The sequence below is a fragment of the Acinetobacter lwoffii genome (assembly GCF_022809915.1).
In the GTDB taxonomy this organism is placed as follows: Bacteria; Pseudomonadota; Gammaproteobacteria; order Pseudomonadales; family Moraxellaceae; genus Acinetobacter; species Acinetobacter lwoffii_M.
Genome location: NZ_JALGQY010000015.1, coordinates 43,475 through 63,267, shown reverse-complemented (window position 1 = coordinate 63,267; position 19,793 = coordinate 43,475). Strand labels below are relative to the sequence as shown.

The following is a 19,793-nucleotide window of genomic DNA, read 5'->3' as shown; positions in this document are numbered from 1 at the left end:
ACCCACAGTCGGCTTCAAATTCATCGAGCTACAACCGGCAAAAGCCAAACTACAACATACAATAATCAATAACTTATTCATGGATCAATCCTTGAGATTTAGCCTGATTAAACAAGGCTGCTGAACGTGTACCACTCCGGCAAACCATCAAAATCGGTTTAGGCAGCTCATTATAATATCGAGCAAATTCTTCAATATTGGCCTGAGAAAGCTGGCCACTCACCACAGGCTGATAAATCACACTCACTTGAGATTTCTCCGCAATAGAGCGTAATTGACTCACCGTGACATTATTACCAGTTTCCTGATCAGGACGATTCACAATCACAGATTTGAAACCTTGTTGGATCAATTGCTGAAACTTGCTTGGTGTCATTTGACCTGACACACTCACCGTAGAGTTCAGCGCACGGCTAAGATCATTTGCAGCAAAAACAGGTGTAATACAGCTAAAACAGGTTGCCAATACCACACCTTTCCAAAACGACTTAGTCATCCAGCAGATCCATCTGTTTCGCCAGTTGATATAAGTTATTCGAGCGGTTTCCGGTACGACAGAACATCAAGATCGGTTTTGGCAATTCATTGTAATGATTAGCAAAAGTGCGTACATCAAGCTCGGTAATCTGACCGGCTACTACTGGCTGGAATACATAATCCAGACCGGCATTGCGTGCAGCTTCCTCGATTTGTGCACTGGTTGGCTGCTCGGAACCACCTTCCATGTCCGGACGGTTGTTGATAATCGACTTAAAACCTTTCTCAACCACTTGAGTTACGTGTTCCGGACCAATTTGACCAGCAAAACCTACATTTTCGCTCATGACGCCACTCCATCATTTCATTTATATCGATATGCTTTATGATAGCATTAAGCTGAAAACATGCTGAACCTGTTCTGAAATTTTTATAAATGATGATAACCATAAGATAACGCAATGGAGCGCGTATGCAGGCTTATACAGTTGAACCACTGTATGTCAAAAGCGGTCAGGAAGTGATTGCTGCAGATTTTTATCGGCCTAAAAATATAGAAAAACCGGCCGTAATCCTGATGGCTCATGGTCTGGCTGCCTTACGTCAATTTAAACTGGTGCAATATGCCCAGCGTTTTGCCAGTGCCGGCTATGCGGTGGTTTTATTTGACTATCGCTATTGGGGCGGCAGCACTGGGCGTCCACGTGAACTGGTGTCGATCAATGCCCAGCTCGATGACTGGCGAACCATGATCAGACATATTCAGGAACGCAAATCGATTGACAGTAAACGGATCGTGCTCTGGGGTACGGCCTTAAGTGGTGGGCATGTATTGACACTTGCAGCAGAGCTGAAAAATATTCAGGCGGCGATGGTACAGGTGCCTTTTGTCGATGGGGCTGAAAGTGCCCAACTATATCCTTTACAGCAACTCCCCAAGGCGCTTAAAGTTTCCAGTCAGGATTATATGGGGGCCAAGGTTGGTATGGCACCAAAAACCTTACCTGTAGTTGATCCGCATGAGCTATGTTTTATGCCGACACAGGACAGTTATGAAGGTTATCTGTCGATTGTCAATCCGGATTATTACTGGAGTGGTCATATTCCTGCACGGGCATTCTTTAAACTGATGCGCTATCGACCGATTCAGGAAGTCAGAAAGATTAACATTCCAGTCCTGTTTATTGCGGCAAAACTGGATAGTCTGATTCCCATTGAATCCAGTCGGGAAACTGCGACCAATATTGCACCATTTGTGCAATATCATGAGTGGAATATCCGGCATTTTGATATTTATCATGGGGAATGGTTTGAAAAAGCAGTTTCGACCCAATTAGAATTCTTACATCAACATATTGGAGTGCGCTAGATGATTATTGTATGTCCGGAATGTCTGGCCAAAAACCGTGTCCCTGAAGATAAACTCACTGCCAACCCTGCTTGTGGTCAATGTCATCAAGCCCTGATTCCACTGGTACCAATTGAGCTGAATGAGCAGAATTTCAGCCAGTTTGTCACGCATAGTGACTTGCCAATCCTGATTGATCTCTGGGCAGAATGGTGTGGTCCCTGTAAAATGATGGCACCGCATTTTGCGACTGTCGCCCAGCAATATCCAAATGTGGTTTTTGCAAAAATTGATACAGAAGCGAATCCTCGCTTAAGTTCGGCATTTAATGTTCGCAGTATTCCGACGCTGGTGTTGATGAATAAAAGCAACGAAATTGCTAGAATAAGCGGTGCATTACGGTCAAGCGAGCTGCAAAAATGGCTTGATCAGCAGTTAAATACCCAACCCTAATTCAAATGCCTGGAGTGAAAGTGTCAGATTCTCAAGTAAGACCAGAGGGGATTCTTTCCCTACAGACGATCGCAATGCCTGCAGATACCAACTGGAGTGGTGATGTCTTTGGTGGCTGGATCGTTTCACAAATGGACTTGGCAGGCGCGATTCACGCAGAACGATTTTCAAAGGGACGTTGTGCCACGATTTCGATTAACCAGATGACTTTTCTGGTACCGGTAAAAGTCGGAGACGTGATTAGTTGTTATACCAAAATTCTCAAAGTTGGCAAGACATCTATCCAGATGGAAATCGAGGTTTGGGACAGTCATGATGATTCACGCCCCCCAATTCGGGTAACTGAAGGTGTGTTTACCTTTGTTGCTGTAGATGTCAAAGGCAACAAACGTCTGATTCCAGAAGAAGCGAAACAGAAGCTTTTAGAATCGCAAACAGCACAATGATGACTTGAAATAAAAAATCCCAGATTTAATGTCTGGGATTTTTTTGTCTAAAAGAAGAAATTATGATTTCTTGAGCTGGCTCTTGGCAATCCAAGCCCAGAGCATTTCACATTGAATGGGGGCTTCACCTGATTCATCCGTGACGGTGACCTGAACCAGGGTTTCACCTTTATCCGAGTTTTGCATCAGGGCTTGCTGCTCCGACGTGAGCGTAGCAACAGCAGTCATGGCACCGCGTGTCGGGCGCTTAAAATCAACCTTTAAGCTTTTGATCAGTACAATTGCTGTATCCGGAACATTCATTGCCGTCACAAAGCCGGTCGCTGTTTCTGCCAGCAGGGCCATTGCACATGCATGGATTTGTCCGATATGGTTCTGCATGGCTTTATGATTGGCCATACTTACTACCACTTTGGACGCACTCATTTCCTCATAACGAATCTTGGCAGAGCCGACCATCGGGACCACCCGGCCAAAAGTTTTACTTAACAAAGCAGTACGAATGCCTTGCGGTAATCGTGCAGTGGCTTTGACTAATCTGGCTAATCGGTTGTTCTTTGCCATAATTCCTTCTACAGACGTTGCTGTCTTAATCTTTAAAGTTATTGAACTGTAAAGGCAAACCAAATTGCTGTTCTTTCAAGAATGCCATTACTTGCTGCAATGTATCGCGTTTTTTATCAGTCACACGAATCTTGTCGCCCTGAATAGAAGATTGCGCCTTAATCCCACTTTCTTTAATGGCTTTATTAATTTTTTTTGCGGTATCTGAGTCAAGACCATCTTTAAGCTTGATGACCTGAATCACATTTTTGCCAGAAGCCGTCATTTTTTGTGGATCAAGCGCCTGAATATCGACTTTGCGTTTAAAGAAATGACTTTCCAGCATGCTATAGACTTGTTCACACTGGAAATCGCTTTCAGTCGAGATTTTGATTTCCTTGTTTTTTTCATTCAGTTCAATAGAAACGTCCTGACCACGGAAATCAAAGCGGGTCGCAATTTCTTTTTGGGTGTTTTGAACTGCATGATTTACTTCAAAAATTTCTAATTCAGAAACAATATCGAAAGAAGGCATAGTTTAGACCTTTACAAAGGGAAAGAATATCTGAGATGCTAGGGATGTTTTCTTCATTTGCCAAGTGTTGTTTACATCAAAGGAGTGCGCAATGATCCGTAAACAAGAAATTACAACATTTGAGTTCCCAGAAAATGCAATTATCTGGGATGTACGCGATTCAAGTGCTTTTGCTGAAGCACACGTGAAAGGGGCGGTGAATCAGCCCATTAACGATCTTTCAGCAGAAAGCCTAACTCAGGTGTCAGCGGATCAACCCATTTACATCTTGTGTGGTGGGGGCAGTAAAGCTCCACGTGCTGCGGAAAAACTAGAGGGTTTTGACAGCTCACGTGAATATGTCATTCTGATGGGTGGTACTCGTGCTGCCCGTGATGCAGGCTTACCGCTTGAACAGGGTATATAAGCATTCTGTCAAAAAAAGCGCCGCAAGGCGCTTTTTTAATGGGTGAGATTTAATGCCTCCCAACCTCCCTTTTCTAAAGGGAGGAGCTACATCTATTCTATTTATTCATAAAAGTAGAGAAAAGTCCCCCCTTTTTTAAAGGGGGATTTATGGGGATTCATTCAAAATAGTAATTAAATTTGTAGTTTAAAATACGGTTTCTTCATTTTCACTTTCTTTTGAAAACGAGTCACACTGAGTTTTTTTACTAAACTGGATGGCACCGGACAGGCTTCACCGAGAATCTGGGCTGCCAGAATTTCACTGCAGAGCGGCGCAAACAGAAAGCCTTTAGAACCGAGACCGGCAAAGCTGTAAATTTCCTCATCCGCTTTCATTTTACCGAGCAAAGGGAAATAATCCTGACTTTGCGCGCGTACCGATGCACGGCCTTGCCAGGTATCGGTAGAAGCTAATGACTGTGCATATTCTGGGAATACACTGTGGATCAATTCGTAGTTGTGTACATGGTCTTCTGCTAACACCTCGATATCATCTCGACCTAGATAGAAAGAAGCGCCCAAGATCAGATGTTCAGCATCCAGTTGCATACAATAACCGCCGTAACTATAGGCAATATTTTGACTTAAAGGCTGGGCTTGATTATTCATCCAGCTGACCTGTCCACGAATCGGTTTCAGAGCTGGATAATCTGCAAAGAATTGTGCTGTTTCTCGCGCAGTACAGACAATGACATGATCAAATTCACCTAGATCCTGTTCATCTGAAAATAGCTGAGGTTTTGTAGCCGCTTCAATATGGCTAATTTTGGCCTGTTTATATCGGATATTTACATTCTGTAGAATTTCATCACGCAATTGATGAGGAGAAACCGCGCCAGCTTCTAGTAATTTTAAACTTGGAAATGCAGTTTGAAGCTCTTGCGACTCTGTATCTTGTACAGCAAGAATTTCTTCAGGATATTCATCTGCCAATCCTAAAAGCTGTTCAGGATTTTTTAAGGCAAGCTGATTGACCTGAATCGGGCGGAAAGCTTTAAATTTTTGGTAATGATTTAAGGCATGTTGCCAGGCCAATGTCATCAGATGTTCAGCACTTTGCTCAACCGGACAGAGTTTGGGATTGAGCAAAGCCAGTGGATTGCCAGAACCTCCTGAGAGTGGCGCTGACTGGTCGTAAATCGTGACTTGATGACCACGTTGAGCGAATGCCCAGGCTGTACTTAAACCGGCGATTCCAGCGCCAATCACAGCGATTTGGCTAGGTCTGATATTGGTCTCTGTATCTCGCTCAGTTTTTTTTTGAGTGATTTCTTGTATTAATGAACTTTCAGTCTCTTCAGCCGGATTCCAGATCGCTTTCAGCATTTCACGCTTATGCTTAAAACCACGTGGACGGGAAATTGAAATCCCATGATTTTTTAAGCCACGTTTTAAGACGCCAGCAACACTGAAAGAGGCGAAAGTGGTACCGATCTCGGATAAACGTACAATATTATTTAAAACATTTTCTTCCCACATGTCTGGATTGCAGGAAGGCGCAAAACCATCCAGGAACCAAGCGTTCACCGGCGCAGTTTTTTCAATTACCGGGAAAACATCATGTGCATCACCCAGCCATAGATCCAGACTGAATCGCTCTTCAGGAAAACTGAGACGATGACAGCCGGCAATTGGCATCGGATATTGAGAGATGAGTTGATCAGCTAAAGGCTTGAGTTCTGGCCAGGCATTTAAGGCCCGAATCAGATCGGTTTTAGAAAGAGGGAATTTTTCAACTGAAATCGCATGCAGATGACTGTGATTGTCCGGACGCACCTGTTGCCAGAGCTGCCACAGGGCCAGAATATTTAAACCAGTACCAAAACCCGTTTCACCGACACAGAAATATTCAAAAGGTTTTAAATCTGCCAGACGCGTACTGAGATCATTGCCATTTAAAAAGACATGCCGGGTTTCCAGCAAGCCATTGTCTTTGGAAAAATACACATCACCAAATTGCTTGGATACAGGCACATCAATACCATCCACCAATTGCCAATCCAGATCAGCAGTTTGAATTGCGTGTGACAAAACGGGTACAACCTTAAAGATATCGGGAAGGGCTATAGCTTACCATTGACGGCGACGTTTGGTATAAACATAGCTCGCGATCAGGAAGCCGAGCAATACCCCCACAGCCAGGGTTGCAGCGCCGTAGAGGAACATCTGCGCACTGCGTTCGCTTTGCAGTACTTGTACCTGAACCCCTAGATTGTCATTCTTGAGCTGTAATTCCTGATTTTGCGATAGTGCTTCCAGATTGGCTTTTTCCAGTTGCTGCAAACGGGTGGCCTGATCTTTGACCAAGGCTTTGACCTTGGCCTCTTGCTGGGCTTTGAGCTTGGCGATTTCTTCTGCAGTTAATGGCTTATTCTCGACAGGTGGCATCGACTGGGCAGAAGACGCTACGACAGGAATAATGGCAGGTTTCGGCGTAGACTGTGTTTGGGCAGTCGCCGCTGTCCCTTGAGGTTGTGCTGTCTGATTTCCCTGAATGATAGGAGCAGGCGCAACTTCGACTGCCCATACGGGAGAAATCATAAAACATAGGCCAATAATACTGGCAGTAACAACACGCATGAACCTTATCCTTGAGGGAATGCTTTATTGAATGGTTTGATATCGATGTGTTCGTACACACCTTCTTTTAAGAAAGGTTCATCCTGTAGCCATGTATCCAGCGCTTCACGACTGTCAAAATCGACAATAATGGTACTGCCATAAAAACCGGCCTGTGGATTGGCTGGATCTTTAGGCATGGCACCTGCAACAATCAGGCGGCCTTCAGCATTTAACTGTTCCAGACGTGCAAGATGTTGTGGACGAATCGCGAGGCGTTTTTCAACTGTACCTTCCCGATCGGTACAGCTAACGACGAATAATGGCATGATGACTCTCAATCGTTTGTGGTTGGACTTATTCAGCGGTTTTAAAGTATTTGCGCAATACAATAAACTGAATAATGATAAAGGAAAACATCACGATCATGTCACCGAATGCGGTAAATTCGCCCCAATATTTTCCATCCATCCACAAATAGGCGAAAAAGGTATGCAGAAATGACATCAGTACGAACATGGCAACCCAAGCATAGTTCAGCTTGAACCAGCCTTTTTCACTTAGATTGAATACTGGACTAAATAACCGCTGGATCAGAGGCTTTTTATCCTTGCTAAACCAAGGGGACAGGAAGAATACACCTGCAAAGACCAGATTCAATAACACGGCTTTCAGACGAATATAGAAATCATCGCTGAGGATCAGAGTGATGCCACCAAAAATCACCGTCATAAACAAGACAATCCATTGCTGCTTGTCCAGACGGAATTTTTGTATGACAAATAACGCACCATAGACGACCAACATGGAAATAATCAGACCTGTGGTTGCAACAAGAATATTATTATTGTCGACACCCCCCGCAGAACCGATCAATTGCAGCAATTGATGGTCAGTGTCTTTTGGATCTACAGTTTTATATAAATAAAAGAAAATAATGAGTGGCACAAAGTCTAAAAGTGCTTTCATGTTAGAGTATCTAAATCTGATCAAATAAATGTCATAGTATAGAGATGCACGGCGTAGATTTACATACACATAGTAATATTTCTGATGGAACTTTCAGTCCTCAGCAATTGGTCGAAGCGGCTGTGGAAAAACTTGTCCATACTTTGGCCCTGACGGATCATGACACCATGGACGGTTTGGTATTGGCGGAAGAAGCTGCCAAAAATCATGAGATTAAGATCATTCCCGGGGTGGAAATATCCAGCCAGTGGTCACGTCCTGCCACCAAAAAAAACTATGGCGTGCATATCGTCGCCCTAAATATGCAAAATCCTGAGCCTTTACAAAAAGCCCTCAATCAGCAAAAGAAAATCCGGGCTGAACGCTCTAAACAGATTTGTGATCTGCTGGCTCCTTTAATTGGTGAGGATATTTATGCAGATGTACTGGCCAAAGTCGACAATATCCCTGATCGGGTGACACGCACCCATATTGCCAAAACGCTGGTAGAAAAGGGGATTGTGACGCGTCCGCAACAGGCTTTTGATAAATACATCAAGGAAGGCAAGAAAGCCTATGTCAAATTTGATGGCTTGAGTCTTGAAGACACCATTCAGGTGATTCATGAAAGTGGCGGATTCGCCGTGCTGGCACATCCGACTAAATATGATTTATCTGCGACCAATATCCGCTACCTGATTGAGATCTTTGCCAAGTTTGGTGGAGATGCCGTCGAGCTGCCACCGGCGATTGAACCAAGTTCCACCCGGCAGATGGTGGATCGAATGATTGCTGAATATGATCTTAAAGTTTCGATTGGCAGTGATTTTCATGGCGATCATATGCCCTGGATTAAACTGGGCAATGTCCCGAGCCTTAAACCGGGACAGGTCGGAATTTGGGAGAGTTTTGTTTAGTCATTCCTTTACCTCGATCTTTTTTATTTGAGAGAAGATTTTCCCTTCGCTACTAATAACAAAGGGCGAGGAGAGAATTATAAATTAAAGCAAATTATGATCTTGAGCCTGAATCGGTGGTGGCGTCGGTTTACCTAAAGTCCCTAACAGTTCAATTTCAATCGTACGTACCATCGAGTCCAGCGGCAAGTCATTACTCTGAGTACCAAAAGGCTCTTCAATTTCCGAACTTAGAGCATCTAATCCCAAAAAGGTATAGGCCAAAATGCCGACCAGCAAAGGCGTAAACAGACCAAGCGTTGAACCTAAACTAAAAGGCAAAATAAAACAGAAAAAATAGACGGTACGATTCAGCAAGACCGAATAGGCAAAAGGCAAAGGCGTCGTCGCAATCCGGTCACAACCAGTCTGGACAATACTTAGTTCTGCTACATGATTATTCATCTGCATATAGATGATATCGGAAATTTCACCTTCTTTGAGCGCCTGCATTAACTCCCATTGAATCAGGCTTAAGGTATATTGCGGCGCATTAGCCTGCTGATAGAGTTGGGTCACCGCCTGCTGGCTCATGCCGCTGGTTTCAACCAGTTCAGTCGGATTGGCTGTTTGATGGCGTAGGCGATCGCGGAGTACATTGGCAAAGACAATCACATGCTGAATCACACGCTCACGGCGACCTTGGGACAGCATCCTGCAATCACGGTCAAAATGACGTGAATTGGCAATCAAAATACCCCAAAGTTTGCGCGCTTCCCACCAGCGATCATAACAGGCCGAGTTCTTAAATCCGAGAAAGATCGACAGCACGACTCCAATCAGGGTAAATCCGACCAGGGGTAATTCTGGAAAATGAAAATAGCCAATATGTGATAAGCCACCAATGATAGCTGACATCAGCATCACCACGCCTAAAGGTGGTAAAACTTTAGGTAAAATCGTCCCCCGCCAGGAAAACAGCAGTTTAAAAACAGTCGGCTGGTCACGTACGATCATTTATTGGAATCATCACAATTTTTTTCATGATCTTGTGGAGTTGTGCCTGCTTTGTCAAGTGCTATTCAATACTGCATTTCCGGTTTGATGAGTTGCTGCTCAGCAAAGGAAAAACTGCCTTCCAAAGCAATGATGCAATGGTCGATTAAATGGATATCCACCAGCTGGCAAGCCTGTTGAATCTGGCGGGTCAATGCCAGGTCGGCCTTGGATGGAGAGGGCCGACCCAGCGGATGATTATGCGCAATGACAATCGAGGTCGCCTGCTGGCTAATCGCATAACGTAGCAATTGATTAATAGAAATATCACATGCATTGATGGACCCATAAAACAGTTTTTTAAAGGCAATTTTTCTTAAACTGGCATCCAGACACAGCACGGCAAACACTTCTTGAGTTTCACCGAGCAGTTCAAAACGTAAATAATCTCTCAGCCGTTTGGAATTGGTGAGTTCCAGTGCATCCTGTTTCAGGTGTTCGGCAATGTAACGCCGTCCGAGTTCCTTGACGGCCATCAGTTGAGTATATTTACTGATGCCCATGCCATGAAACTGGCTGACTTCCTGTAAAGGTGCATCCAGTAGTGCAGTCAAATGACCGAAATGCTGAATCAGTAAACGCGCCAGATCAACTGCCGAATGCTGCTGTGAACCGGAGCGTAGAAAAATGGCCAGTAGCTCGGCATCAGACAGACTTTCTGCGCCGTATTGAATTAAACGTTCTCGCGGCCGTTCTTGTTCCGGCCAGTTTTTAATAGAAAATTGCATAGTTATTAGACTTATTTATTATGAATTATCAGTTTTCCCGCAAGCCGATCTCTTGGGAATGCGATTATTTAATGCTATTGTGAGCCCCACTGCAACAGCGAGGTAATCTGTTCGTGAGCTTTGATCTAAGTGTAATTCCTCATAAAAATATCATTTTGGCCGTTACTGGCGGTATTGCTGCCTATAAAAGTGCAATTCTGGTTCGTCGTCTGAAAGATGCCGGATTTGATGTGCGGGTCGTCATGACTCACGGTGCACAGGCTTTTATTACACCTTTAACCTTTCAAGCCTTATCGGGCAATCCTGTACATACCGAATTGCTGGATACTGAAGCAGAAGCCGGCATGGGCCACATCGAGCTGGCACGTTGGGCAGATCTGTTGCTGGTAGCACCGGCCAGCTGTGACACCTTGGCAAAGTTTGCCGCAGGTCTGGCTGATGATCTCTTAAGTACTTTATATCTGGCAACAAAAGCACCCGTCTGGGTAGCACCTGCCATGAACCAGCAAATGTGGGCAGCCAAAGCAACGCAGCGTAATCTTGCGACACTGATCGAAGACGGTGTGCATGTGATCATGCCGGACGCGGGTTCACAGGCTTGTGGGGATGTAGGTTTGGGCCGGATGCCTGAGCCGGAAGATTTAGCGCATCAGGTAACTGAATATTTTCATAAAGCTCAACGTGCGATTGCGGAAAAATTTGGCCTGCTTGCGGGTAAACAAGTCACGATTACCGCAGGCCCGACCCGCGAAGCGATTGATCCGGTGCGTTATATTTCCAATCACAGTACCGGGAAAATGGGCTTTGCACTGGCTGCAGCCTGTTATGTAGCCGGAGCCAATGTGACCCTGATTGCAGGGCCGGTCAGTCTGGACACTCCAAATGGCGTGAAACGTAAGAATGTTTCTTCTGCCGTGCAAATGCTGAATGAAAGCATACAAATGCTGGAAAATGGTTGCGATATCTTTATTGCGACAGCTGCAGTAGCCGATTATCGTGTGGCAGAAGTAGCCGAGCATAAAATCAAGAAAGCTGGTGATGAACTGAATGTAGCCTTGGTGAAAAATCCGGATATTGTTGCCACCATTGCCCAGCAGGAAAAACGTCCATTTATGGTCGGCTTTGCGGCAGAAACCCGCAATATTGAAGAATATGCTGCCGGAAAGCTGGTCGCGAAAAAGCTGGATATGATTGCCTGCAATGATGTATCACGTGCAGATATCGGATTTGCTTCAGATGAAAATGCCATGACAGTATTCTTTGCCGAGCATTATCAGTTGGACAAACGTGATCTGGAAAAAGCCTCCAAGCAGGAGATTGCCCAGCAGTTGATCGAAGCCATTCATGATGCCTTGTATCGTGATCCATCCAGTGATGATGATTTTTAAAACGATCTGTATTGAAAAAGCCCTGAATCCATCAGGGTTTTTTTATGGCTGATTTTTTATCATTAATTCAAAAAAACTATATAAACCATAAATATTTAGTCTTAATCGAAGCGCTGTTTGTTTATTGTTTTTGCAAAAAAGCATAAAATGGGTCACAGAATAAACAAAGATAAAAACACTGCATATATCGACTATAAGCAGGAAGTGGAAAGAAAAAAGAGGGGCGCTATGAAAAAAATCATGATGTTATGGATGGTCGCCTGTCTGGCTGGATGCAGTTATTTTGTCTCGATGGATGAACTGGCCAGAAATATTCAAACGCAGATGCAACGTGAATTTAATTCCAATCGAGATTATCAACACTATCGTTTTACCGTGAAAAAGGTCAAAATTGTCCAGCGTCAGGGGAATGAGTTTCAGGCCATTTCTCATCTGAATTATCAGGGTGAGGAATATCCCATTCATGTAAAAGTCTTTAAGGTAGATGGCGGGTATAGTTGGTCGATTGAAGATGATGCCTTTGCTTTTATTGATGAAATTGAAATTGAAAAATATCGTCAGCAACTGGATCGAGAATTACAGCAACTGGCCTCAGCCTTGGATGATCTGGAACCTGTAGATGAACCAAACCAGAATGTCTCCGGCTCTCTAATCACACCAGTGGCTGAACCTGCATTACAAGATGTTTCTTATCAGGAAGAGCCGATTCCGGTCGGTAATATCACGGCGTATACGCAATAACTCATGCGCAATCGCTATAAAAAAGCACCGATGATCGGTGCTTTTTGTGTTTAGGATTCAACTTGTTGATGTTCACGTACATAATCTTCGGTACGCTGCATGGCTTCCTGAATATTAAAGAGTGCAGTTTCTACATCTTTCAAGGTTTTAGCATTACCACCGCTTAAAGCCTGACGCCATTTGCGTGCACCCGGCAAGTTCTGGAACAGTCCCAGAATATGACGGGTAATAATGGATAAAGGTGCACCTTCGGCCATGCGCTGCGCAATATAAGGCAGCATCTGTTGCATAATGTCAAAACGGTCTGGTGCATCCAGATTCCACAGTTGGCCCAGTTCAGCCAGTAAGTAAGGATTATGATAGGCTTCGCGGCCAATCATCACGCCATCCACATATTTGAGATGTTCCAGGGTTTCGGCATAGGTTTTAATCCCACCGTTGATCTCAATGAGCAGATCAGGACGATCCTGTTTTAAACGGTAGACATCTTCATAACGTAGGGGTGGCACATCGCGGTTTTCTTTAGGTGATAGACCTTTTAATAAGGCAATCCGTGCATGCACGATAAAGTTATTACAGCCGGTTTTGGCCACGGTGTCGACAAAATGCAGCATCTCTTCATAAGAGTGCATATCATCAATTCCGATCCGGTGTTTTACGGTCACTGGAATCTCCACCGCGTGACGCATTTCAGCAATACATTCTGCGACTAGATCAGGCTCCGCCATCAGACAGGCACCAATTTTATTATTCTGTACCCGGTCACTTGGGCAACCTACATTTAAATTGACTTCGTTATAGCCCCAGTCCTGTGCCATCTTGGTACAAGTGGCGAGATCTTTTGGATTCGAGCCGCCGAGTTGCAACACGATTGGCTGTTCTTCTGTATTAAAGTCCAAATGACGTTTGGCATCACCGTAAATGATTGCACCCGTGGTGACCATTTCGGTGTACATAATCACATTCGGGTTAAACAGACGCGCAAAGAAACGATAGTCTTTGGTGGTCCAGTCCATCATCGGCGCAACACTGATTCGTGGTTGAAGTTTATTTTCAATGGTGGTCAGATCAGTCATTCAAAATTACGCCTTAACGAAATGGAAGAAAGAAGAAGCAATTCATGCGATCACTCAGCTATTGGTTTTTGGCTAAAACCGGATCGGCTGACGTCGCAAAAAGAGGGCGTAATACTAGCATAAAATCAGAAAAACCACTCGGCGAACTTAAGCTAGCCCTGTAAATCCAAGGAATGAAACAAGAAATAAAATTGGAATTCCCAGTCAGGTTGGAATGGTATATTTTGATAGGAGAAAGATGAAGATAAAAATGCTAGAAATAAGGAGAATAATCATGTTGTTATTGGAGGAAATTTATAAAAGCCATAAAGCACAAAATTCGGCACATTTTAATCTAAGAATTCATCGGGGCTTAGGCTGGTTTAAAAAATCGCTAGACCTGGATCAGGATCTGGATTTTAAGTTTATCAGCCTGTGGATCAGCTTTCAGGCGATTTATGCAGATCAGAGTGATCTGGTTCAAGATCAGAACAAGCTGCATCAGTTTCTGGAAATGCTCTGCCAAAAGGATCTGGATCAGAAAATTAATCATATTCTCTGGGACAAATACAACCAGCCGATCTGCTCACTCTTGGCCAATCCCTATGTGGAACAAAGCTTTTGGGATTATCGTCACCAGAAAATTAGTCTGGAACGCTGTCAGGCTGACCTGGAAACCCAGAAACAGAATATAGAGAATGCTTTAAAAGAACGAAATTCTGTTGAAATTTTAGCTGGAATATTTCAGCGTTTATCTACCTTGCACCATCAGATAATGCAGGGTGGCGCCACGTATCACAGCTCGCTGAATTATAAATCATTAGAGGAAAGCTGCCGGATTCTGGCAGCCTTATTGCCGGTTTTTATCTGTATTTTATTGGAAAATTCACAAACTCTTGATCTGAATAAGCCTTATTATCCGGCGGCGCAAGTCAGCTAAATAGAGGTAAAATACTTATGCGGTTGTTCTGGCCTGATACCATTGATCCAGCAGGGCGAATAAGGTAGCACACAAAGCTAGCCCAAGTCCTGCCAGACAGGTCATGCTCCAGCCACCGTGATGCCAGGCATAAACCCCTAAGGCTGAACCACATGCACCACCAATAAAATACAAGGTCATATAGAGTGAATTGACCCGTGATTTGGCATCCGGGCGCAGGCGGAAAATTACGTTCTGGTTACAGCTGTGCGTAATCGCGAGTCCAAGATTTATCAGCCCATAACCCAAAATATAACTCAGCAAAGACACTGCACCAAAATATAAAAACAGCCAGCTCCCCACCAGGATAGAACAGCCGATCCAGCTCAGTGTTTTGATATGGCCACGATCGGCCCATTTGCCAATGAACTGCGTGGAAAGTGCGCCAAATACACCGACCAGCGTGACCAGTCCGACCATGACATCAGAAAGCTGAAAAGGTTCCTGCGTTAGCAGTAGAGCGATGGTGGAGAACAACATACTCATGGCAGCAAAAGCACACGCACCTGTCAGTGAACGCAATACCAGACGTGGTTCCTGCTTGAGTAATATCCCCATAGATTTAAAAATCGCTGTATAGCTGATTCTCAGACGTGGCAGGCTCGGTAGTTTTCCTTTCAAATAAAAACTTAAAGCCAGCATACTTATGCCACTGACGATATAAATCATTTTCCAGTGAAACAGGTCGGAAAGTAATCCGGCAATACTGGTCGAGAGCAGAATACCGACCAGTAATCCGCTCATCAGGAAGCCCACCACTTCTCCGGTTTTTTCCGGTTTGACCGCCATGGTGGCTAAGGGAATCAGAATCTGTGCAGCCACGGAAAACAGTCCGGCAATGATAGTGCCGACCCAGAGCATTGGCAGATTTACCGCACTGGCACAAATAAATAAACCTGCTGCTGCACCCAACATGAGGAAAGGGATCAGTTTGGTTTTATTCAGCATGTCCCCTAAAGGCACAATAAACAGCAGGCCCAGGGCATAAGAGATTTGAGCAAAAGTGACAGTAAGTGCCACTTGTGATTCAGGTACCTGATAATACTGCTGAATCGATGAAATCAGTGGTTGGCAATAATAGTTCGCACCAGCACATAAACCGCATGCAATCGCCATCAGCCATAATAAGGGCTTATTTTGACTAATATCGAGAGGCGTGTGCATAGGGCTAACCTTGTATTCAGACCGGAAGAATTTAAATGAGAAGTGAGAATAATGTTTAAATTGAGGGCACTATAGGCCAGAAGTTCCCGCTTTAAAAGTAGAGAAATATTGCCAGTATTGAAAATTGTCAGAACTCAGGCAGCTTAAAGAAAGAAGTGCAATTTTAAATAAAAAATATGAGTGAATGTTTGCAGAATTTTTTATCTTTTGATGATGGGATTGCTTCATTAAAGCGCAGCTCGAGGTAGAAACAATAAAAAAGGATCACTGAGGTCAAAAAGTGGAATATTTACTCTATTTTTTTTGCGCAAATTTGGTGCAAAAATGGGATTTCCCATTTTTAATCAAGTTCAGTACATTAATATAATAAATAGTACACAAGGTTTTTTTCTACCCTTTATCTGACTGTGTGAAACCTGAGTCTTATAAAATTTTAGCGATCATTTTTTGTCAGATCTATCAATTCTGTCTGATAAAGATCTGCTCAAAACAAATTCTATCATTTCATAAAATACGATTTTAACATCTAAAAACAGTGCTCTTGCTTGAGTGCTAAATCTGTCAAAAAAGTCAAAACTAAAAAAACGGCGCAGCTAAAATGCCGCTATCTATAGGGACTAGAGAAATTGAAAGTCTGCTTCTGAATCAAGAAATACAGCAATTATTGTCAGAATCATCAATGTAACAAAATAAATCAGAAATCTGAGCTTATTTACACCAGCAAAATCTGAATATTTCATTCAGCGGAATGAATATCGTTTATAAAAGCATCGAATATGAATAGCTAGAGAATTAAATAAATGTGCTATTGCAGCATCATTTTTATGAATCATCAGTTCAAAATATAGGTATTTATTAAATAAATAGTAGGTGGTAATTTCAAACAGTTTGATTAGAATCCAAAAATTCAACAAGAACACATCCTGAGGGGAAGCATCGTTTACACGATGTTTACTTAAGAAAAATTAGCTTGAGGAACGCTCATGCAGATCGGAATTCCAGCCGAAACTGTTGTCGGTGAAAATCGCGTCGCTGCGACGCCAGAGACAGTAAAGAAATTGATCAGCGCAGGACATAGCGTGATTATCGAACGTGGTGCAGGGGTTAAAGCTGCCTATATCGATAGTGCCTATGAACAAGTTGGTGCCAAAATTACGGATGATGCCTATACCGGCAGTCAGTTGATTTTAAAAGTTCGTGCACCGAAAGGTGAGGAAATTCAAAAACTCAACCCGAACACCACTATCGTGGCAATGTTTGATCCTTACCGTAATACTGAGCTTGACCAATTCGCGGCACAAAACGTGTCTGCATTTGCATTGGAACTTTTGCCACGAACCTTGTCTCGTGCGCAGAACATGGATGTCTTGTCTTCTCAAGCCAACCTTGCAGGTTACAAGTCGGTGCTTTTGGCTGCGGCTGAATACCAGCGCATGTTCCCGATGCTGATGACTGCTGCGGGTACGGTTAAACCGGCTCGTGTGGTGATCATGGGGGTCGGTGTAGCGGGTCTGCAAGCGATTGCAACAGCAAAACGTTTAGGTGCCATCGTTGAAGCCACGGACTTGCGTCCAACTGCCAAAGATCAGGTTGAATCTTTAGGTGGTAAATGGCTAGACGTACCGATGTCTGCTGAAGAGCAGCAAAAAGCGGCTGATGCTGCCAAAAATGGTTATGGCTGGATGCCGGGTGAAGAATACATCCGCGATCAGGCTGCAATTGTTGATAAAGCGGTATCAAATGCTGACATCGTGATTACCACAGCGCTTTTACCGGGTCGTGATGCACCGCGTTTAATCCGTGCTGAAACAGTTGCGAAAATGAAACCGGGTTCAGTGATTCTGGACATGGCAGTAGAATCTGGCGGCAACGTCGAAGGTTCGAAATGCGGTGAAACAGTCCATACCGACAATGGCGTCAAAATTCTCGGCATTCCAAATATTCCGTCGACTGTATCAACTGAAGCCTCTGCTTTATACGCTCGTAACGTATTTAACTTCGTTGAAACACTATTTGATGCGGATAAGAATTTTGTCCTGAATCCAGAAGAAGAAATTCAAAAAGCCCTACTTGTCACTCATGGCGGCCAAGTGCTGCTGAAACGTGGTTAAGGAGAAGACTCATGGTTGAAACAATTACGATTTTTGTCCTTGCCATTTTCGTAGGTTACTACGTGGTGTGGGGGGTAACACCAGCATTACATACGCCGTTGATGGCGGTGACCAATGCTTTGTCATCGATCATTATTGTCGGTGCAATGATTCAGACCGTTGGCCTGCCGGTGATCGGCGTTGAAGGTAGTGTGGATTTCCAGACCATTAACGTGGTGAGCGTGCTTGGTGCAATTGCGGTATTCCTGGCCAGTATTAATATTTTCGGTGGCTTTGCCGTGACTGCACGTATGCTGGAAATGTTTAAACCTAAGCAAAAGAAAAAAGAGGGTTAATCCATGGAAATGATTCGAGAATATGCGGATTGGTTCTACCTGATTGGTGCCGTTCTTTTTATCCTGACGCTACGTGGTTTATCAGGTCCTAAAACTGCGATTGCTGGTAACCGTTACGGAATGATCGCGATGGCCATTGCGGTCGTGACCACCTTCTTTGTGGCTGAGAATCCAGTGGTCTGGATGATCATTGGCGCAATGGTGCTGGGTGCAATCGTGGGTATTGCCCGTGCACGTACAGTTCCAATGACCCAGATGCCTGAAACTGTAGCGTTGATGCACTCATTGGTGGGTCTGGCTGCGGTCCTGATTGCTGTCGCTGCCATTATTCACAACAACAAACTGATCGAACTTGGTCCAGATCTATTGGCTGCCAATGGTGTCAATTTCCATGAAATGAGCCGTGTTCATTTATTTGAACTGTTTGTGGGCTGTTTCGTAGGCGCGATTACCTTCACTGCATCAGTCTTTGCTTACGGCAAACTGGCTGCAAAGAAATGGGCAAAAACCATTTCAGGTGCATGGGTGAAACCGGTTCAGGCGATCATCTTTATTGCAATGTTAGGTTTTGGTGTTCACTTCTTCCTGACGGGTAATATGACCTCGTTCTGGGCAATGACTGGTCTTGCGCTGGCATTTGGCTGGGTGTGGATTGCGCCAGTTGGTGGCGGTGACATGCCAGTAGTAGTATCCCTACTCAACTCATTCTCAGGCTGGGCAGCAGCGGGGATTGGATTTACTCTAGAAAACAACATGCTGATTGTTGCAGGCTCACTGGTGGGTTCTTCAGGTGCGATTCTGTCTTACATCATGTGTAAAGCGATGAACCGTTCCATCATCAACGTTTTGTTTGGTGGTGCGATGGGCGGTGCAGCTGCGCCGACAGCAGGAGCAGGTGAACAGGTTCAACGTAATCACCGTTCAGGTTCGGCAGATGACGCAGGCTTCCTGATGTCAAATGCAGACAGCGTAGTGATTGTGCCAGGTTATGGTATGGCGCAAGGCCGTGCACAGAATGCGGTAAAAGAATTGGCTAACTTGCTGAAAGAGCAGGGCGTAACGGTTCGTTTCGCGATTCACCCGGTGGCAGGTCGTATGCCGGGTCATATGAACGTGTTGCTTGCTGAAGCGGACGTACCGTATGAAGACATCCTGGAAATGGATGAGATCAACTCGGACTTCCCGGCGACAGATGTGGTGCTGGTGATTGGTGCCAACGACGTTGTGAACCCTGCGGCGAAAGATGATCCAACCTCACCAATTTATGGTATGCCGATTCTGGAAGCCCATAAGGCACGTACCATCATGGTGATCAAGCGTTCTATGGCGACCGGTTATGCGGGTCTGGACAATGACTTGTTCTATAATGACAAGACCATGATGATCTTCGGTGATGCCAAGAAAGTGGTGGAAGATATGACCAAAGCCATTAATGGTACGGGTCACTAATCATTTAAATCATTAGAATCTCCTAAGTCCCCCTTTAACAAAGGGGGATTTTTTATTTTATATCTTGGAAAAAGGATTATTGAGTGGTCATCGAACGTCTATGTTTATGATAAATTGATCTTAAAATACCAATCA

At 44.2% G+C, this 19,793-nt stretch carries 23 protein-coding genes; 11 read left to right on the top strand and 12 right to left on the bottom strand.

What is annotated here, in order from left to right; all coding sequences use genetic code 11:
• Window positions 1–73: 73 nt before the first annotated feature.
• Window positions 74–496, bottom strand: a complete 423-nt coding sequence (locus MTX11_RS09555) for a protein tyrosine phosphatase family protein (RefSeq protein ID WP_243474983.1) — start codon at window positions 494–496, stop codon at window positions 74–76.
• Window positions 489–824: a protein tyrosine phosphatase family protein gene (locus tag MTX11_RS09550; RefSeq protein ID WP_004281596.1), complete on the bottom strand. Its 336-nt coding sequence runs from the start codon at window positions 822–824 to the stop codon at window positions 489–491. The genes MTX11_RS09555 and MTX11_RS09550 overlap by 8 nt, the downstream gene beginning before the upstream one ends.
• A 125-nt stretch (window positions 825–949) precedes the next feature.
• Between MTX11_RS09550 and MTX11_RS09545 the strand changes: the two genes are divergently transcribed.
• The 3 genes from MTX11_RS09545 to MTX11_RS09535 are packed head-to-tail and all read left to right on the top strand — an operon-like array spanning window position 950 to window position 2,724.
• Entirely contained in the window at window positions 950–1,846 is an 897-nt protein-coding gene (locus tag MTX11_RS09545) for an alpha/beta hydrolase (RefSeq protein WP_085064695.1), read from the top strand.
• Complete coding sequence (trxC, locus tag MTX11_RS09540; RefSeq protein ID WP_005101783.1) at window positions 1,847–2,278, top strand: thioredoxin TrxC; 432 nt, start codon at window positions 1,847–1,849, stop codon at window positions 2,276–2,278.
• Between the two features lie 5 nt (window positions 2,279–2,283).
• Entirely contained in the window at window positions 2,284–2,724 is a 441-nt protein-coding gene (locus MTX11_RS09535) for an acyl-CoA thioesterase (protein ID WP_153566559.1), read from the top strand.
• 60 nt (window positions 2,725–2,784) lie between these two features.
• Here MTX11_RS09535 and MTX11_RS09530 read toward each other — a convergent pair whose 3' ends face one another.
• Together MTX11_RS09530 and MTX11_RS09525 are read right to left on the bottom strand one after the other, a co-directional pair.
• Complete coding sequence (locus MTX11_RS09530; RefSeq protein WP_004645125.1) at window positions 2,785–3,288, bottom strand: DUF4442 domain-containing protein; 504 nt, start codon at window positions 3,286–3,288, stop codon at window positions 2,785–2,787.
• 25 nt (window positions 3,289–3,313) lie between these two features.
• Window positions 3,314–3,802 carry a YajQ family cyclic di-GMP-binding protein gene (locus tag MTX11_RS09525; RefSeq protein ID WP_004281601.1) on the bottom strand — a complete coding sequence of 163 codons (489 nt, stop codon included), beginning with the start codon at window positions 3,800–3,802 and terminating at the stop codon, window positions 3,314–3,316.
• A 91-nt stretch (window positions 3,803–3,893) separates the two neighbouring features.
• On the opposite strand from MTX11_RS09525, the gene MTX11_RS09520 reads away from it, so the two are divergent.
• Window positions 3,894–4,208, top strand: coding sequence for a rhodanese-like domain-containing protein (locus MTX11_RS09520; protein ID WP_243474982.1), 315 nt, complete (start codon window positions 3,894–3,896; stop codon window positions 4,206–4,208).
• 173 nt (window positions 4,209–4,381) lie between these two features.
• Here MTX11_RS09520 and mnmC read toward each other — a convergent pair whose 3' ends face one another.
• The 4 genes from mnmC to MTX11_RS09500 are packed head-to-tail and all read right to left on the bottom strand — an operon-like array spanning window position 4,382 to window position 7,777.
• Window positions 4,382–6,280 (bottom strand): bifunctional tRNA (5-methylaminomethyl-2-thiouridine)(34)-methyltransferase MnmC2/FAD-dependent 5-carboxymethylaminomethyl-2-thiouridine(34) oxidoreductase MnmC1, encoded by a 1,899-nt coding sequence (mnmC, locus tag MTX11_RS09515; RefSeq protein WP_243474981.1) that lies wholly within the window; start codon window positions 6,278–6,280, stop codon window positions 4,382–4,384.
• 39 nt (window positions 6,281–6,319) lie between these two features.
• A complete protein-coding gene (locus MTX11_RS09510; RefSeq protein ID WP_243474980.1) occupies window positions 6,320–6,829 on the bottom strand; it encodes an SH3 domain-containing protein in 510 nt (169 codons plus the stop codon).
• Between the two features lie 5 nt (window positions 6,830–6,834).
• A complete protein-coding gene (locus MTX11_RS09505) occupies window positions 6,835–7,137 on the bottom strand; it encodes a YciI family protein (RefSeq protein WP_243474979.1) in 303 nt (100 codons plus the stop codon).
• A 28-nt stretch (window positions 7,138–7,165) separates the two neighbouring features.
• The gene (locus MTX11_RS09500) at window positions 7,166–7,777 is read right to left on the bottom strand and encodes a septation protein IspZ (protein WP_243474978.1); all 612 of its coding nucleotides are present in this window, start codon (window positions 7,775–7,777) and stop codon (window positions 7,166–7,168) included.
• Between the two features lie 44 nt (window positions 7,778–7,821).
• Between MTX11_RS09500 and MTX11_RS09495 the strand changes: the two genes are divergently transcribed.
• Window positions 7,822–8,673 (top strand): PHP domain-containing protein, encoded by an 852-nt coding sequence (locus tag MTX11_RS09495; RefSeq protein ID WP_243474977.1) that lies wholly within the window; start codon window positions 7,822–7,824, stop codon window positions 8,671–8,673.
• A gap of 84 nt (window positions 8,674–8,757) precedes the next feature.
• Here MTX11_RS09495 and MTX11_RS09490 read toward each other — a convergent pair whose 3' ends face one another.
• Complete coding sequence (locus MTX11_RS09490; RefSeq protein WP_114541813.1) at window positions 8,758–9,669, bottom strand: bestrophin family protein; 912 nt, start codon at window positions 9,667–9,669, stop codon at window positions 8,758–8,760.
• Between the two features lie 65 nt (window positions 9,670–9,734).
• The gene (radC, locus tag MTX11_RS09485; protein WP_005248144.1) at window positions 9,735–10,436 is read right to left on the bottom strand and encodes a RadC family protein; all 702 of its coding nucleotides are present in this window, start codon (window positions 10,434–10,436) and stop codon (window positions 9,735–9,737) included.
• A gap of 113 nt (window positions 10,437–10,549) precedes the next feature.
• On the opposite strand from radC, the gene coaBC reads away from it, so the two are divergent.
• Both coaBC and MTX11_RS09475 read left to right on the top strand, forming a co-directional pair.
• Window positions 10,550–11,824, top strand: a complete 1,275-nt coding sequence (gene coaBC / locus MTX11_RS09480) for a bifunctional phosphopantothenoylcysteine decarboxylase/phosphopantothenate--cysteine ligase CoaBC (protein ID WP_243474976.1) — start codon at window positions 10,550–10,552, stop codon at window positions 11,822–11,824.
• Window positions 11,825–12,052: 228 nt separating this feature from the next.
• On the top strand, window positions 12,053–12,565 hold the full coding sequence (locus MTX11_RS09475) for a hypothetical protein (protein WP_004281611.1): 513 nt from the start codon (window positions 12,053–12,055) through the stop codon (window positions 12,563–12,565).
• A gap of 50 nt (window positions 12,566–12,615) precedes the next feature.
• Here the strand turns inward: MTX11_RS09475 and dusA are convergent, their stop codons facing one another.
• Window positions 12,616–13,641, bottom strand: a complete 1,026-nt coding sequence (gene dusA, locus MTX11_RS09470; protein ID WP_420909230.1) for a tRNA dihydrouridine(20/20a) synthase DusA — start codon at window positions 13,639–13,641, stop codon at window positions 12,616–12,618.
• A 274-nt stretch (window positions 13,642–13,915) separates the two neighbouring features.
• Here dusA and MTX11_RS09465 point away from each other — a divergent pair, with 274 nt between their 5' ends.
• A complete protein-coding gene (locus MTX11_RS09465; RefSeq protein WP_243474975.1) occupies window positions 13,916–14,560 on the top strand; it encodes a hypothetical protein in 645 nt (214 codons plus the stop codon).
• 15 nt (window positions 14,561–14,575) lie between these two features.
• On the opposite strand, the gene MTX11_RS09460 is transcribed toward MTX11_RS09465, so the two are convergent.
• Window positions 14,576–15,763, bottom strand: a complete 1,188-nt coding sequence (locus MTX11_RS09460; protein WP_004645139.1) for an MFS transporter — start codon at window positions 15,761–15,763, stop codon at window positions 14,576–14,578.
• Window positions 15,764–16,746: 983 nt separating this feature from the next.
• On the opposite strand from MTX11_RS09460, the gene MTX11_RS09455 reads away from it, so the two are divergent.
• The 3 genes from MTX11_RS09455 to MTX11_RS09445 are packed head-to-tail and all read left to right on the top strand — an operon-like array spanning window position 16,747 to window position 19,658.
• On the top strand, window positions 16,747–17,874 hold the full coding sequence (locus MTX11_RS09455; RefSeq protein WP_005106077.1) for a Re/Si-specific NAD(P)(+) transhydrogenase subunit alpha: 1,128 nt from the start codon (window positions 16,747–16,749) through the stop codon (window positions 17,872–17,874).
• 11 nt (window positions 17,875–17,885) lie between these two features.
• Window positions 17,886–18,209 carry a proton-translocating transhydrogenase family protein gene (locus MTX11_RS09450; protein ID WP_004281642.1) on the top strand — a complete coding sequence of 108 codons (324 nt, stop codon included), beginning with the start codon at window positions 17,886–17,888 and terminating at the stop codon, window positions 18,207–18,209.
• 3 nt (window positions 18,210–18,212) lie between these two features.
• Window positions 18,213–19,658, top strand: coding sequence for an NAD(P)(+) transhydrogenase (Re/Si-specific) subunit beta (locus tag MTX11_RS09445; protein WP_005252850.1), 1,446 nt, complete (start codon window positions 18,213–18,215; stop codon window positions 19,656–19,658).
• The last annotated feature ends 135 nt before the right edge of the window (window positions 19,659–19,793 follow it).